This window comes from Vibrio sp. OY15, from assembly GCF_000742455.1.
In the GTDB taxonomy this organism is placed as follows: domain Bacteria; phylum Pseudomonadota; class Gammaproteobacteria; order Enterobacterales; family Vibrionaceae; genus Vibrio; species Vibrio alginolyticus.
On the sequence record NZ_JPIL01000009.1, the window covers coordinates 646,291 to 662,382 of the forward strand.

At 42.0% G+C, this 16,092-nt stretch carries 13 protein-coding genes; 10 read left to right on the forward strand and 3 right to left on the reverse strand.

From position 1 onward, the window contains the following. Positions 1-228: 228 nt before the first annotated feature. The 5 genes from IJ23_RS13220 (at position 229) to IJ23_RS13240 (ending at position 8,058) form a co-directional block, all read left to right on the forward strand. The gene (locus tag IJ23_RS13220) at positions 229-3,894 is read left to right on the forward strand and encodes an ATP-binding protein (protein ID WP_033906490.1); all 3,666 of its coding nucleotides are present in this window, start codon (positions 229-231) and stop codon (positions 3,892-3,894) included. Further along, on the forward strand, positions 3,878-5,044 hold the full coding sequence (locus IJ23_RS13225; protein ID WP_033906491.1) for an EAL domain-containing response regulator: 1,167 nt from the start codon (positions 3,878-3,880) through the stop codon (positions 5,042-5,044). Before IJ23_RS13220 ends, IJ23_RS13225 begins: the two co-directional genes overlap by 17 nt. Beyond that, positions 5,037-5,633 (forward strand): response regulator transcription factor, encoded by a 597-nt coding sequence (locus IJ23_RS13230; protein WP_033906492.1) that lies wholly within the window; start codon positions 5,037-5,039, stop codon positions 5,631-5,633. Before IJ23_RS13225 ends, IJ23_RS13230 begins: the two co-directional genes overlap by 8 nt. Before the next feature lie 9 nt (positions 5,634-5,642). After that, positions 5,643-7,013, forward strand: a complete 1,371-nt coding sequence (locus IJ23_RS13235) for a GGDEF domain-containing protein (protein ID WP_033906493.1) — start codon at positions 5,643-5,645, stop codon at positions 7,011-7,013. A gap of 157 nt (positions 7,014-7,170) precedes the next feature. Next, on the forward strand, positions 7,171-8,058 hold the full coding sequence (locus IJ23_RS13240) for a LysR family transcriptional regulator (protein WP_033906494.1): 888 nt from the start codon (positions 7,171-7,173) through the stop codon (positions 8,056-8,058). Here IJ23_RS13240 and IJ23_RS13245 read toward each other — a convergent pair. After that, positions 8,055-8,663, reverse strand: a complete 609-nt coding sequence (locus IJ23_RS13245) for a response regulator transcription factor (RefSeq protein WP_017821556.1) — start codon at positions 8,661-8,663, stop codon at positions 8,055-8,057. The two genes, IJ23_RS13240 and IJ23_RS13245, sit on opposite strands and share 4 nt — an antisense overlap. A 684-nt stretch (positions 8,664-9,347) precedes the next feature. Here IJ23_RS13245 and IJ23_RS13250 point away from each other — a divergent pair. Beyond that, on the forward strand, positions 9,348-10,328 hold the full coding sequence (locus tag IJ23_RS13250; protein ID WP_025998672.1) for a chemotaxis protein: 981 nt from the start codon (positions 9,348-9,350) through the stop codon (positions 10,326-10,328). A 49-nt stretch (positions 10,329-10,377) separates the two neighbouring features. Here IJ23_RS13250 and IJ23_RS13255 read toward each other — a convergent pair whose 3' ends face one another. Then, a complete protein-coding gene (locus tag IJ23_RS13255; protein WP_005376513.1) occupies positions 10,378-10,908 on the reverse strand; it encodes a prepilin-type N-terminal cleavage/methylation domain-containing protein in 531 nt (176 codons plus the stop codon). A gap of 444 nt (positions 10,909-11,352) precedes the next feature. Between IJ23_RS13255 and IJ23_RS13260 the strand changes: the two genes are divergently transcribed. From IJ23_RS13260 to IJ23_RS13275, 4 genes are all read left to right on the forward strand, one after another. Beyond that, positions 11,353-12,075, forward strand: coding sequence for a sulfite exporter TauE/SafE family protein (locus tag IJ23_RS13260; protein ID WP_033906495.1), 723 nt, complete (start codon positions 11,353-11,355; stop codon positions 12,073-12,075). Between the two features lie 102 nt (positions 12,076-12,177). After that, positions 12,178-13,083 carry an EamA family transporter RarD gene (gene rarD / locus IJ23_RS13265; protein WP_031778926.1) on the forward strand — a complete coding sequence of 302 codons (906 nt, stop codon included), beginning with the start codon at positions 12,178-12,180 and terminating at the stop codon, positions 13,081-13,083. 208 nt (positions 13,084-13,291) lie between these two features. Then, positions 13,292-13,678 carry an MAPEG family protein gene (locus tag IJ23_RS13270; protein WP_033906496.1) on the forward strand — a complete coding sequence of 129 codons (387 nt, stop codon included), beginning with the start codon at positions 13,292-13,294 and terminating at the stop codon, positions 13,676-13,678. Continuing rightward, positions 13,672-14,205 carry a hypothetical protein gene (locus tag IJ23_RS13275; RefSeq protein WP_033906497.1) on the forward strand — a complete coding sequence of 178 codons (534 nt, stop codon included), beginning with the start codon at positions 13,672-13,674 and terminating at the stop codon, positions 14,203-14,205. The genes IJ23_RS13270 and IJ23_RS13275 overlap by 7 nt, the downstream gene beginning before the upstream one ends. A 284-nt stretch (positions 14,206-14,489) precedes the next feature. On the opposite strand, the gene IJ23_RS13280 is transcribed toward IJ23_RS13275, so the two are convergent. Then, positions 14,490-15,854: an endonuclease/exonuclease/phosphatase family protein gene (locus IJ23_RS13280; protein ID WP_033906498.1), complete on the reverse strand. Its 1,365-nt coding sequence runs from the start codon at positions 15,852-15,854 to the stop codon at positions 14,490-14,492. Between the last annotated feature and the right edge of the window lie 238 nt (positions 15,855-16,092).

The window sequence follows — 16,092 nt, forward strand, 5'->3', positions numbered from 1 at the left end:
CTAAAAGCACACATCCCTTATGTATACCGACTCGCAGTGAATATCCGTCTGGGTGAGAGACCGAACGCAAACGCTGTGTAGTCAAAGGTGGATTGTGTTGTCAGATTGTTCTGACGAATCTTGGTTTTTTGCTTTTATATCAGAGTGTTATTTTTATTTCACTATTGAGCTAAGTTTGACTTTTATCTGACAAAAACTAGTCTGAGCTTCCATTCAGAGGAAGCAGTCATGCTCAGTATTCTTAGAAGTATTACGGTATCGTCCGTCGCCTTAATTTTTTTAGCGAGTTCTTTTTGCTCAACGGCCAAACAGAGTCCTAAACCGAAGGTCATCGTTGGTGTTATTGCGCAAGACGAAGCTAAAGACTCGTTTGACGGTAGCGTTGGTCCTTCGTACGGAATTAGTCTTGAGTATTTGTCTAACATTACTAAAGCTTTGGATTATGAGTTAGAACTTCGGACTTACAAGCATATTCCGTCTTTACTTGCGGATGTCGAAAGCAAGAAGATTGATGGTGCGGTTGGATTTAGTAAAACAGCAGCAAGAGAAAAGCGTTTCTTGTTTTCGATGCCTTTCTTTTCGAGCACTATCGCTGTTTGGTATCGGAATGCCACTTACCGAGATAGTGATGCGCGTGATCTTAAATGGGTGTGTGTTGAGGGCAGTGTGTATTGTGACAACCTCACTGAACGTGGTATCGATAAGATACATTATGTTAAAACACGTTTAGAGGCGTTTAATGAAGTTAAGCGAGGTAAAGCGAACGCGCTGATTTACACTTATGTTGGTATTACCCAATATTTGGATTTGAATGACATTGTAAAAGGGGTTGTCGATATTCCCAGTTGGTTGAAAAACGAAGAGGTGAGTTTTATCGCTTCGTTGGACAAACAGAGTCTGATCGATGACATCAACAAAATCCTTCAGTGGGAGCAAAATGGAAAAAACATTCGCTCCGTCGCCTCGAAAAATCCTTACCATATCAGTGATAAGTTATTGGTAGATTACCGACGTAATCATCAAAACAAACTAGTGATAACTTACAGCAGCAGTGACGAAGCTTATCCGTTTCTCTACCGAGATTCGCAAACGGGCGAGTTAGATGGCTTCTTTCCAGATTTTGTCGACTTATTGCAGTCTCGTACTGGCTTGAGCTTTAAGTATGTGAAGCCGACGTCGAGCCTTTCAAATGGATTAACGGCATTTGATGCCGATATAGTCCCCATCTCTTATGTGGGTGAGCTACCTAAGTCAGATTGGTTGTTCACTAAACCATTCATGCACAGTAATTACGTGGCTATCCAAGCGGAGCAGAGCAAGCGCGATAAATCTGCACTGAAAGAAGCGGGTATTCTGCTCACTTTGAAAAAGCAAGGGTTAGTTCATTTGGGCACTTGGCAGCAAGGCCAAGTTGATCATTATGATGATTTGAAAAAGCTGCTTACCGATTTGAAATCGGGCGTTTTGGATGTGGCTTACATTCCTGACGACATCGTTCACAACATGATTGCACAAGATCAAGTCGATGGCTTGGTGATCAATGCGGAGGACGTTTTGACGTTCTCTAATGCATTTGCGGTTGCAAACCACAATACACAACTTCAACACATGTTGAACAGCATCATCGAAACCATTGATTCTAACGAGATCGAAAAACTGCTGCGTTCTCACCGAAGCTTCAAACTGACTTATGGCTATGACGCGGAGCAGATCGCTACATTTGTTGTTGCTGGTTCATTCATATTCTGTCTCATGTTAATTGCGGCGTATTTCATCTTATCTCACATGCGACTTAAAGTGAGGTTAGCCGAATTTAATGCTGACAATGAGGAAGCGGAAAAGCAATGGCTGATGGACATCATCAAAGAGATCAATAGCTTGGTTTTTATCCATAGTGAAAATAACCATATGGAGATGAGCAATTGTGCCAACTACAACAGTAAACAGTGCCAACAATGTAAGTTGAAAAGTGATTCTGCGCACGCTCCTCTGGTGAATAATTTTGATGAACTAACCACTGTTATCGCTGGAAAGCGTATTTCAGAAGAGGTTGCCTCGTCGGGCTGTGAACTTGATATTAAACATGTATATCGAGAACGCAAAGTCATCGCTTCTCCTAGCGGTAAGAACAAGTTTGTACTGACTGTTATTCAAGATATTACCCAGCAAAAAGAACGTGAGCAGGCGTTAATCGATGCGCAAAAAGAAGCGCAAACCGCGGTACGTGCGCGCGAAAACTTTTTGGCAACCATGAGTCACGAATTAAGAACGCCATTGTCGGCAGCACACGGCATCCTCGATTTGCTAAATCGCCAAGTGACGGCAGATTCAAATCGCGAGTTAATTGCCCAAGCCATACGCTCGCTCAATCATTTGAATACGCTAGTAGACGAAGTACTGGATTATTCAAAGTTAGAGGCAGGGCACTTAACCGTCGCCCCAGTTAAGACCGACTTGCTTAAAACCTTGTGCGATGTGTTTCGAAGCTTTGAACCACGAGCGCTTGCGAAAGGTTTGGATTACAAAGTGACAATCAAACCATTTTCGAATGCTTTCATTGAAATCGACGCGCTGCGATTGGTGCAAATTACCACCAATCTACTCTCCAATGCGGTGAAATTCACTGCCGAAGGAGAAGTTGGAATCAGTGTCATTCTTCATGAAAAGCAGCTTATTTTGAAAGTGGCGGATTCAGGTATCGGCATGACGGATGACCAACTCGAAGGCATCCTCAATCCTTTTGTTCAAGCGGATGACACTATTACGCTTAAATATGGCGGTACTGGATTGGGGCTAAGCATTGTTGACCGATTGATCGACTGCATGGGCGGCGTGCTCTGCTTCGATTCACAATTTGGCTTGGGCACGACGATTACTGTCAGACTGCCAATTGAGCATTGCGACTCTGAGCCAGACGTTTGTTTGAACTGGACGTATAGCGAGAGCTTACCACTTAATATTCGCCAGTGGTGTAACGCGTGGAAAATGCGTCCAGCGACGTTAAAAACAATGGTGGCGAACCTTCACCCTATACACGACAGCGATGCCAGTTTTAATGGCCTAATGCTGCGTGACGAACAAAGGGTACTTGGCAGTCTTACGCTAAGAGAGATTCAATATCCAGATACATTGTTCAATTTGCTCAGCCAAACGCAGCAAGAAACCAAGCTTAGTGACGTAAATCAAGAAGTGGTTTCTTGGGTTCTCGGCACGGTACTGGTCGCAGAAGATAATCCCATTAACCAAAGTGTGATAGCAATGCAGCTTCATGAACTTGGAATCGAACCTGTCATTGTGAATAACGGCCGCGAAGCATGGGAATACATCAACCAAGATGAAAACGTTGTGTTGCTGCTGACCGATTTTCATATGCCAGAAATGGATGGCTATGAGCTTGTTAGGCACGTGAAAAACTCCGAATTTAAAGCAATTCCAATCATCGGTGTGACAGCAGAAGATGCTCGTCTTGCCATTGAGCGCACACAGGATATCGGGATTGATGATGTGCTCTACAAGCCCTATGACCTTAATCAATTAAAAACCGTTTTGATTCCATTTATTGGCGAAAAAGAGAGGGGTAGGCTGCCCGGCTGGATTAAACGGTTCAAAGCACAGGACGCAAAAGAGATTGCGCGCGTGTTTAGTCAATCAATGTCTACAGATATAAAAAACTTAAACGCCGCATCGACTGAGCGAGACAAAAAACGGGTCATTCATGGCATCAAAGGAGCGGTTGGGGCGATAGGGGTAAGCATGCTGGCTGAGCTTTGTATTGAGGCAGAACGAGTTACTGCTGCGGAGTTTGACAGGCGAACAGCGGAGCTAATTTTACGAATCGAGCAGGAGATCGAAAACATAAACTATTGGGTAGAGACAAATGAATACACAACTTAATGTGATGGTGATTGATGACCATCCGCTACAAACCACAATACTTTCGCAAATATTGGATCGCTATTGCGCGCAAGTCATCCCTTTTAACTGTGTGGATGCTGCTATTCAGAGTGTGCAGGAACAACATTTTGACGTAATTTTTTGTGATATCCAAATGCCCGGAAAAGACGGTATCGATATGATGGAAATGCTCGATGAAGTCCAGTACCAGGGGCAAGTTGTACTGGTCAGTGCAATGGAATTGACCATTATTTCTGCGGTAAGAGCCATGTGCGAGGGATTTAGTTTTGAAGTATTGGGGAAGCTGCCTAAGCCATACGATGAAAATGAAGTCGTTGATTTGTTGGGTAAAATAAAAGATGAAAAAGCGAAACAAGTCAGCTTTGCTCAACCTATTGAAGTAGAAGATCAAGAATTCCTGTTTGCTCTGGCTGAAGGGCGAGTGAAAAATTATTACCAGCCTTTAGTCGATGTGCAAAGTGGGGAAGTGCTTGGGTATGAAGCGCTCGCGCGTTGGAATCATCCTATTTATGGTGTGTTACCCCCTCATTATTTTTTGCCAATTGTAGAGCGTTGCCGCCTTTCAGGAGAGTTGTTTCAAGCTGTATTGAGTAATGTTATCTATGACATGAAACACCGCGGATTGACGCAAAACGTATCCATCAATGTAGACCATGAAAATTTAGAAGATACGGCGTTCTCTCATTACTTTTTACAGCAATGTTTAGAGAGCGAGATTGACCCATCACAAATCACCATTGAAATTACAGAGCGAGATACATTTCAGACTAGCGCGTCCCTGTACAAGAATTTACTCAAGTTGAGGATGAACGGTGTCACTGTCTCAATAGATGATTTTGGCACGGGTTCATCAACGTTTGAAAAACTGGCTCAACTGCCATTCAACGAGTTAAAAATCGATCGTTCGTTTGTACAAGGTGTCGAATGCGACATCAAAAAACGCAACATCGTTGTTGCTATTTGCGCGTTAGCGAAAAGTTTGAATATACGATTGGTCGCGGAAGGTATTGAAGACGAAGTCACACTGCAAGCGATACGTGAGTATGGCATTGATCTTTGCCAAGGCTTCTACATTGATAAACCCATGCCACTAGAAGCCATAACCATACTAAATGAAAGATATGAATAAATTGAATTACTTGATCTTTGACGATCATCCTCTCGTTTGTGTTGCAATCAAGTCGTTGCTGCAAGAGTTAGGTAAAACAAATGGGGTGTTTACTGCAACATCAGCGAAGATGGCATTACAAATATTGAAAAAGGAAGAAATTCAACTGTTGATCTTAGATGTGAACTTGGCAGATTGCGATGGGTTTGATTTCTACAAACGTATCAAATCCCATGGTTATGAAGGCAAAGTCATTTTCTTCTCCGCTGAAACTAGCCAAATGTACAGCCAAATGGCTTTTCGTTCTGGCGCTGATGGCTATGTGTGTAAATCGGAAAATCACGACATTCTTAAAGACGCGATAGAAGCGGTAGAGAAGGGGTATACCTTCTTCAAATTTAAGCAAGTTGTTAATAGCGTTCGAGAAATGCCACAACTTTCAAGCAGAGAAAGCGCAGTAATGAAGTATTTATTACAAGGAAAGTCCAATCGAGAAATCGCTTCAGTGCTATCAATAAGTGACAAAACAGTCAGCACATACAAACGTCGTCTATTGGATAAATTTAACGTAAAGAACATTGTTGAGCTAACAAGAGTGGCGGGGGCGTAAGACCGCATCATGACACTTAAAAGTATCGCGTTGTCTCTTTTCATCGCAACATTACTATTCGTCACTTCTGTCACAATGATTGGTGCGGTGTTAATTTCTTATGAAGTAAAGCAGTTCAACACTTACGCGAATAATTTAGCCAAAATAAAACAAAAAGTGATTCTCATGGGGCTATTGACGGAAGCGCAGCTCGAGCAATACAAAGACATGAGCGTGAGTGAAGTAGAAGCGCAAACAGAGCTAAGCTTTCAAGATGCGATTTACTCCCTGTCACCTTATGAAAAACTCAATTACGTTGAAGTTGTTGCACGGAAATCGCTTCATCAGGCTGAAGCGTATTTATCAAATGCGTTCAATCGACAAAATGCCGTTATGTATTTTCGTTCTTATACTGGAAACAAACTCATCTTAGAGAGACCGATTGAAGCGTTAGAGGGAGTGAAAGCCACATTTGATGTTGATTGGTGTAAAAGTAATTATTCTTGTGTGTTAGCCGCGTGGAAAGAGCAACTAACGGACCGGGTATTGTTTTCCCTACCATTTAAAACGACATACTCCGATGACATGGCGATAAGCATCATGAGTCCGGTTTACTTTCAAGGTGAGTTAGTGGGAGAGTTCTCGGAACAATTATACCTCTCGCCGCTTTATAATGATGGGAAAGCGGTAGATGTTCAAATAGCGAATGGGAACAAGCAAATGGTGATTTATTTCGCTGGCTACCCCTTTCCATCATTCGCGTACACCCAATCATATGTCGCAGACAACAACAATCTTATCGTTTACATGTACCCATTTAGTAAAATTGTATTGGATTACGTGTTCTTGTTTATCATCTTCTTTTTCGTAACCTTAGCGTATTACAACAAAGCTTATGAATCTAAAGAGAGCAAACTTCGCCTTGCGAAAGCACTGACGAACGTGACGAAAGATGATTTAACGGGATTGTTTAACCGCAGAGTCTTTCAAGATAGCGAATTCAAACGTCGTTTGGAAACCGCGCCATATTCTGTCATTGTAATAGATGGCGATAGGATCAAGCGAATCAATGACCATTACGGTCACCATGTAGGGGACGAAGTTATTGGGACTATTGCTGATGCTATGTCTAAAGTGTTTCGAAATAGTGATTATCTAGTTCGAACTGGTGGTGATGAGTTTGTTGCGATTCTGCCGGGTTGCAGTATCAGTCAATCTTCAATATTGGCGAAGAAGCTTCGTAGTGTCGTTAAAGATAACCGACTAAAGACCTTGGATATCGAAGTTAGTGTGAGTACTGGTATCGCGGCGAATGAATTACACGAAACGCTTCAGGACGTTATTGTACGTGCAGATGAAGATCTCTATGAGATGAAAAAACACAGACAAAAGTCCCATTAAGCAGCGCTAGTATTGACTCAATGTTAAGTTACGGAACATAACCATGACATAACTGTTTGATTAATTTGACCAAACAGAATGAGTGGTCTTTTATATTAGAGCAGTCAACAAATAGTGATTGCTCTATTTATTCTCGACCTTACATTTGGTGTAGCACGTGAACAAAGATCTCGACTTAAACTTACTTAAAATACTTGTCTTACTGGATAAGCACCGTCAGCTCAAGCCCGTTGCGAAAGCGATGGGGAAGAGCGAAGCGTCAATTAGCAAATACCTTGCCCGATTGCGACTCCAGCTAAACGATGAATTGTTTATTCGGCATCCTCACCACATGGAACCGACGGACTATTTAAAACGTCAATTACCTAAAATTTCCGATGCACTCGAGAAGCTTGAAACTTGTCTAATTAGAGATGAGTTTGAACCGGAAAATTACGAAAAAGACATCACCATTTGTTTACCGCAAACCGCTCAATACTCATTTGGGCATTTACTTGCAATGGATTTAATGGTGCTGTTTCCCAAGGCGCACATTTCGATAGCAACGATTACAGAGTATACGATAGAAGAGATAATCCTAGGCAAAGTGGATGCGCAGTTACATTACTTCAACGAGGATGTTCCGAAATCTGTTTATCAGAAGTTCATCGGCTATGCGCCTGCTGTGGTAGTTGTCCCTGAAGAGCTGGGAATTACCACCCTAGAAGAAGCAGCCAAACTTCCCTTTATCATGTTAGAGATTATCGGTTGGAAAGAGAAAGAGCAGCTCGTTAAGCGTGCAATGGAAAGCCACGGTATGGTCATCAACCGTATTGCGGCTCTAGACAACGTAAGCAGCGTATTGAAGCTAATTAAGCAAAAAAGCGCCGCAACCGTGTTACTTGAATATCAGGCGCCAATTGATGGATATAAATTTATAAGAGTGCCAGAGCATTTTTACCCAGATGGCTGGCCAAAAGTGGTTGTACAGGTGAAGCAAAGCTTAAGACATGATGCAATGCACCAGTTGTTAATCGGTGCTATTGCAAAATACATGAGCGCTTAGCGGCAAAACTCAATGTTTTCTGACTGAGGAATAGTATGCAGAAGTTCAATCAACGTGTCCGCATGGTACTTTTTCAGAATACGCGTTTTGTAGGTGCTGATTGTTTTAGCGCTGAGTGAAAGTTGTTCAGAAATCTTCTTATTTGAGTAGCCTTGTACAAGATAATGGAACACCATGGCTTCGCGATTTGAGAGTGTTACGTTACCCGACGATGGTGTGTGAGTCGACTTAAACATTGAGTAACCGCGTGAAACACTCACAATTGCGTCGATAATGGTCTCTCTTGTTTCATGTTTGCTTAAGAAGCCGTTTGCACCCATTTCGTACGCTGCTTTAGAAAGACTCGAGTAGTCGCGTGAAGAAACAAATAACAGTCGGCCACGATATCCCGTCGCTAAAATGTTTTTGGCTAAACGCATACCATCGCGATCGCCAAGCACTACGTCTAGAATAATCAAATCAATCTTTTGGCCTCGGACAAGATCCATCACTTCCGCACTGTCAGTGGTTTGAATCACTTCAGCTGCGTTGATTACAGATTCAACTAGAGAAGCAAGTGCTTCGCTATACAATGGTTGAGCGTCGATAATAAGAACATTATTCAAAGTGAACCTCACCTAATACATCAACTAGTGTGCTGTCAGGCGACAGCGCAATTGGATGAATAGGATTGTAGGAAAAACCTTGCTAAGAGGAAGGAAAATGACTCTTTCCAAAAGTGAAAATCAGTGTCTTGATTATGGGAATAGCGATTTCAGGTATTGAAATACCTAGTGATAGGATGATTGCTTAAAACTTACGCTGACAGAAAACTAACAAACTGAAAGTGTTTTTTCAGTGTTCTATGCCTTCAGATTTTCTTGTGATGTTTCTAGCGCTTCGATTTAAACCCGTGTGTTAGCAAGCGCAGTTTTATACCAAGTCACTTGAAGAGAGCTTGTTCTACACCAGGCATGAGCACGGTAGCCAACTTTGTACTGATATCTGTTAGATAGGTTTGGCTATTGACGCTGAACATCACTTCAAATTATTTCTAAACTTTTCATTGACTCGGCCGCTAAAAGTGGAGGTGTTAATTCGCACTTTGGCCACTCATAATGTCGTGTTCAAAAATGAGACAATTTTACATGGTTTGGTATGGAAATGTGCGTTAGCCGTCCTTTTGATGGTTTACAAATTTTGTTGTAACGACTAAAAAGGACTTTTGGATTTTTAGCCAGAGAACGGCTTCTCATGGCGTTTGCATCAAACTTTTTCTGATGCGTATTTTTGGTTGGATAATTGGCTTTATGAGTAACGTAACCAGCACCATTTTGACAGAAAGTGGTACCAATGAGCTTGAAATCATCGAGTTTCATTTAGAAAAAACATTGCCAGATGGCAGCACAAAAACTTGTTATTACGGCATTAACGTTGCGAAAGTACGAGAAGTGATTCGCGTGCCAGAAACAACCGATTATCCAAACGCACAACCTCATATGATTGGTGTGTTCTCATCCAGAGATGTACTGACGCCTTTAGTGGATTTAGCTGGTTGGTTAGGTGTGCCAACACGACAAGATCTGGAGCGCAAGTTTGTAATCGTTACGGATTTCAACAAAATGACCAATGGCTTCTTAATTGACAGCATTTCGCGTATTCATCGTATCTCTTGGAATGATGTGGAATCACCAAGTCAGTTTTTGGAAGCGGGCGAACAAGATTGTGTAGTAGCCGTTGTCCGTAAAGAAGGCAACCTGATCATGATTCTCGACTTTGAAAAAATCATCGCAGACATCAACCCAGAACTGAGTATGGAAAAATACGATGTGAAAGGGGACAAGTCGGTGGATCTCAACCAGAGAATGGTCGGTAAGCGTAATGCTAAAACGATCATGGTGGTGGATGACTCAGCATTTATTCGCTCTTTGATCCAAGATACATTAGCTTCTTCAGGCTACAATGTGATCACATGTAAAGACGGTGGTGAGGCGCATGAGAAGTTGATGAGCTTGATCGAGGTTGCGAAAGAAGAAAACTTGCCAGTTAAAGAGCTATTAGATGCGGTGGTTACGGACGTAGAAATGCCTCGAATGGATGGTATGCACTTAGTGAAGAGACTACGCGATACCGAAGCGTTTCATGAAATGCCGATCATTATGTTCTCGTCATTGATGAGTGAGGATAACCGAGCGAAAGCACTATCTCTTGGCGCAAATGATACGATTACCAAGCCAGAGATTGGCCGCATGGTGAATATGATGGATAAATACGTGTTTAACTTTGCGTAAAAAACCGATCAGATGAAACAAATAAGGCTGCCGATTGGCAGCCTTATTTTTATTGAGGGCAGGGAAGAATATCTAAGGTGTAACTCTCGTTTGGAGTCTGCGGTGGCCCATATAAAATTCCACATTGTGTAAGGCTAGCTCTTTTTTCGTCGGCTGCAGCAATGACCATTTCGCGAGTTGTTGAACCAGCCGGGTGATGAAATGTTTTCCAATCCGAGTCTTCTTCGTTCAGTCCTTGCACGAGTAACTTCATCGATTCGCTATCAGAATCAGGATATCCATATAAAAAAACACAGCGCTTTGAACCACCAATATTACAGCCGTCAAATGGTAAATCTGCCATTAAAGCACTGTCTACGAAGTTTGAAACGTAAGGCTTGCTTTCCAATCCCGCAATCGCCATTTTCCCATAACCGACGCCTAATGCTGACGCAATAGCGCCTTTCATTCCTTCCAAACGAGCTTCACGTGCATCACTTTGAAGGTTTAAAAAGCGTGGCGCGGCAGTGACAGCAAGAATACCGAGCACGACAATAACTACGACTAACTCTATTAGAGTAAATCCCGTTTGTTTTTTCATATTATTTTCACAGCAAGTTAAAGGTAGAAAAATACTGACCGTACACTTGTTTATTGTGTAAATAAGTACGGTAATGATAAATCGATCAGTAGTATAAAGAGGTGAGTTGTAAAGTGCTATACCGACGCCGCACTAATTGACTGAATCCATTAAATTCAACGGAGAATTCACGGGTCTAATTCGGCTAGATTTTAAGAGGTCATTAATTCCGCTGAAGAAATGCTGCGTGAACAGGCGAGCATGAATCCTCTTCGATGTAAGCAAACATGTACATAAGCGGAATGAAATACAAAATGCAAATGAGGGCGAACCGCACAAATGGATTGTCTTTTTATTCACTTTGATGAATGCTACGCGGAATTCATATCGCAGTATGCCTGAGGTATTCATCATGCGAATGTGCTTTGGTTTTGTGTTTATTTTTCAAATATAAGAATAATCTAAATGGAATTCGATTCGATAAACTTCCTTGCAATAGGTTTGATATTTCTTGGCTCTTATGTCCAGACCGCAATCGGTTTTGGCTTGGCTATTGTTGCCGCACCTTTACTGATTCTTTGGGCACCAGAATATGTTCCTGCGCCAATCTGTTTAGTCGCGTTATTTATTTCGTTGATGAATGCGATGAAGCACCGCAGTAGTGTTGAAATCGGCGGTTTAAAGATGGCGTTGATTGGGCGAGTGCCGGGATCAATTGCTGGTGGCTTGCTACTCTTTTTTGTATCTACACAAACTCTCACGCTTTGGATTGGTTTGTTGGTGCTGTTTGCAGTCGTGGTGAGTGTTTTACCGTTTCGGGTTGAGCCTACGCCTTCGCGTATGACATGTGCTGGTTTCTTTTCTGGGTTGTTTGGTACCAGTTCTGCGATTGGAGGCCCTCCGATGGCGTTATTGTTGCAGCATCAAGAAGCGAATCAGTTACGCGGTAATTTATCGGCTTTTTTTGTTTTCAGTTCGATTATTTCACTAATAGTACAAATCCCAGTGGGCCTCTTCACATTGCATCATTTGGTCATTACTATTCCTCTATTACCTGCTGCGGCGCTTGGTTACTGGCTAGCAATGAAAACTACCCAGTCGTTACCAAAAGAAAAGATTCGGTTTGGGGCACTTATGTTGTGTTTTGTAAGTGGCTTTACCGCCGTCGTACAAGCGTTGAGCCAATAATGCCATCTGCATCATAAAGTCACTGCGGGATTGCATTCCTTTTTATGTATGGCGGACTTGTTTACTTACGCCAAATTGGTCGTTTAGATGGGCGATAGTTTTATGAATAACACTCGTTATGGCACTTTTATGGCAGCATTCTCCTTTGTGATCTGGGGATTGCTACCAATTTATTATCGTTATTTACCAAATGCTTCTATGGATGAGTTGCTAGCATGGCGAATCATTGGGTCTGTACCTGTCGGGTTTCTAATTGTACTTGGGATAACCCGTCGAGGGCTGAATTGGAAAGAAATCTGGCTTGATAAAAAATCCTTGTGGTACACGTTTGTGGCGAGCAGTTTGATGTGTATTTCTTGGAGTGCGTTCACTTGGGCTTTGACCCATCATCGGGTCATCGATGCCAGCTTAGGCTTCTTTATTGGACCATTAGTATCTGTTGCGCTGGGCGTATTTATTCTTGGGGATAGGCTATCAAAAGGCAAACTTATTGCAATCGTGTTGGCAACAATTGGTGTTATGTATCAAGTGATTCACTATGGTCAGCTACCCGTTATCGCACTAACGATGGGGTTGTTCTTTGCTTTGTATGGGTTGTACAAGAAGAAGATAAATTATGACTGGAGTACAACCTTGTTTGTTGAGGCGTTGTTACTGACTCCAGTTGCACTCGCATATTTGCTCTATAAACAATGGGCAACTGGTGAACTGGCTTCGGGCACAGATACCACAACATTGCTTTTGTATTTTGGCAGTGCACCTATCACACTTTTACCACTCGTATTTTATTCTATCGCAATACGTATAACTAATTTATCAACCGTCGGTCTAATGCAATACATCGAGCCAAGCTTGCAGTTTGTGTTGGCAGTTATGTTTTTTGGCGAGTTGTTTGACGAAGTGAAAGCGGTGACCTTTGCATTTATTTGGGTAGGGCTGTTGTTCACAATTTTTGAAAGTATTATCAAAGGGCATCGGCGCAAAAAGCTGGTCAAACACCCCTTATAGTGGTTTCAATATTCTCACATATTAGCTTCTTTATTCTTATGCCCTCCATTCGAGGGCATTTTTAATGTCATGAAGCATTGGCTTTCGTTTTTTTCCGAGTAGAAATCATAACTTGAGATTATTTGACGCATTATCATAGTGATACCGCTATAGTTATAGCCAAGTGACACGCTTATATAAGTGAAAACCAGATCAAGAAGGACGACATATGATCACAGCTCTGTATGCCAACATTCTCGCAATACTCATTATTTGGTTGGCTGTTCAAGTAATTAAGCAACGTCGCTTAAATCAAATTGCTTATGCCGATGGTGGGGTAGAGGCTCTACAAATTACTCGTAGTGCCCAGAGCAATGCGACAGAATATATCCCCATCACCCTAATTTTAATGGCACTTTTAGAATTCAATAGTGCTTACCCAACATGGATACATCTCACCGGTATTATTTTTGTAATTGGTCGAGTTATTCATGCTAAAGGCATATTGAAAAAAGACTTGAAAAAGCGCATTAGAGGGATGCAGGTGACATTTCTGGTGATACTTTCATTGGTTGTGTTAAATATGATTTACCTGCCATACGATAAGTTATGGTAAGTCTGCGACGTTACATTCCACCACCTTGGGTACTCGTTCTGATTGGATTAGTACTGAATATTGGCGCGATCATCGTTACTAGCTTAGTCCTTGATAAGTTGGGTAAACAGCACTCGCAGCTCGCAGAGCAAACAGCAGAAAACTTGTATTCCATCCAACTCGCATGGAACAGTGTGGAAACCCTAGAAAGGAAAAGAGAAGCTTTACTGCTGCATGTGCACATAAGTCAGAGCGTAGCGATACCTTTAGAGCTAGAAGAGGTATTAGCAGGGCATTTATCTTCTTGGGTTCTCAACGAGTCGGATGAAATAAAAATTGATCAACTTCCTCAACTAATGTCAAAGATAAATCAGGCACAAGCTTCGTATAGAGACCGCATCGATAATTACTACATTGAGAATGTAGAGCTCAATGAGGTAATGGCAAAGCAGGATGAAAAGATCGCTTGGTACAAGAATATCGGACTCTTCTTGCAAGTATTCGGACTTGCGTTAATCCTTGCACGCGACTTAGCTAGGAAGCAATAAAAGCAATAGCTAAAGATCAGATTTATTGCGAAATGCCAATGGTAGTTTGCAAATTGCAATTTATTCGGTGAGCAAACAGTAGCTATTGGTTAAGTTTTAATGAAAGTGATTAAATAACAACCTGTTTTTGTGCGCTGAAAAGTTGGCACGCCTCATGCTTTAGTATGAGTGACCCTTTCTAAGCCGAGGGTCACCTAGCCAACTGACGTTGTTAGTGAACCATCTTGTTCACAAATATATACAGCCAATCACGACTCCTTGTGGTTGGCTTTTTTTTATGCAGTCTAGAACTGTGCTTTAATCCAGATCATGCGATGGTCGGAAGATACATCCTTACCATCACCATACTTACCGATACGTGCATCGTTAAATAGTTTACGGCCTTCTTCATAAGACGCTGACCAGTACACACCAGAGTCTATTACATTCAAATTTGCTGAAGGCAAGGCATAGTCTACCCCTAAGCCAAACGTTGAAGTGACGCGATTCGGATATGGGTGAGTTGAACTGCGGTCAACAGCGTGTTCAGCTGCACCAAAGCTTGTTGGGTAAAGCTCACCATTCATCACGGTTTGATTAACCAATGGATCGTTGTGCAGCTCTTGCATTACAGAGCTAATACCGTCACCAGCCACTGGATCAAGGTTTTGATCACCCATCATTACGAATTTAGTGCCGTTCGTTAAGCCACCTGTTTTACCCGCATCGTCGTAAAAATAGTCTTTGCCTTGAATGTAATGATGCCAAAACTCCACTTCTGCTGCGTTTTGCGCTTTGTTTTTACCGGTGTCGAATACTGGTGGAGTAGGATGAGACATCAACAAGTGTACAACTTCCTCGCCATTGCGAGTTGGAATGATGATTGGCGCGTCGACGTGATTTTTCGAAGATAGACGCACTTGATCCCATTCTTCCGCTGAGTACCATTCATCACCACACTTCATGCCGTCTGGAATCTTTTGCGAACCGTCACAGATAGTAATGGTTGGAATTTTCGCACCTTCCATATCTTTCCATTTAAATGCTTGGAATGTACGTGTGTTTGCCGTGTCAATTTTATACTTAGACATAAGGGCAAATGCATATTGACCATGGTACATGCCAAAGCCCCATGCATCACCTGGCATTTGACCTGCGGTTCCGTTGTTGTCAAGATCAAACTCACTCAACAACCCTGTATTGGTTGAATAAGATTCAGCATAAGGGTATTCAATAGGCTCAAGGTTTGCTTCACCGCCCGCGCCATCGATACTTTGCGCGACAGACAAGTAGTTCTTCTGGAATCCTTCAATGGCTGCTTTGTTTTCACCTGTTCCATCGTTGTTGTATTCCGCCATCATGAGAACATCAGGACGATTCTTTTGAATGATTGCTGCAACGTTACGAATTTGAATGACTTTTTCCGCAGTGGTTTTGTCTTCGGCTGCGATTGAACCGTCTAAATAAGAGGTGACCAAAGCAGCTTGCTGCGTTGGTTCAATTTGCATTTCATCTACCAAAGTTTCGAAGGTAGCGCGGTCAAAAGAGAGGTTGTAAGTCGCTATTTTTACTTCTTTAGGCTGAACATTGACGTATTCAGTATCGTCATTACATCCAGATAGTAGAGCGGCGCCAACAAGGACAGCGATAGAGGTTTTGATTGCTTTCATGGGTACGTCATACCTTATAATTAATTCGGCTGAATATTAAAGTCATCAGTCATTGTTTTAAGCGATATTAGTCACACAAACGTTTTCATATTTACATGTTCAATTAGTTTTTGTGTGATTTGTGCAATAAATGCAACACTTTCAACACCAGAAGGTTATATGTAAATTGTTAAAAAACGGTGTCGTTATTGATGCGAAATAGAGAGCCCGCCACCGTTAAAAAGAAAAGCGTAGAATT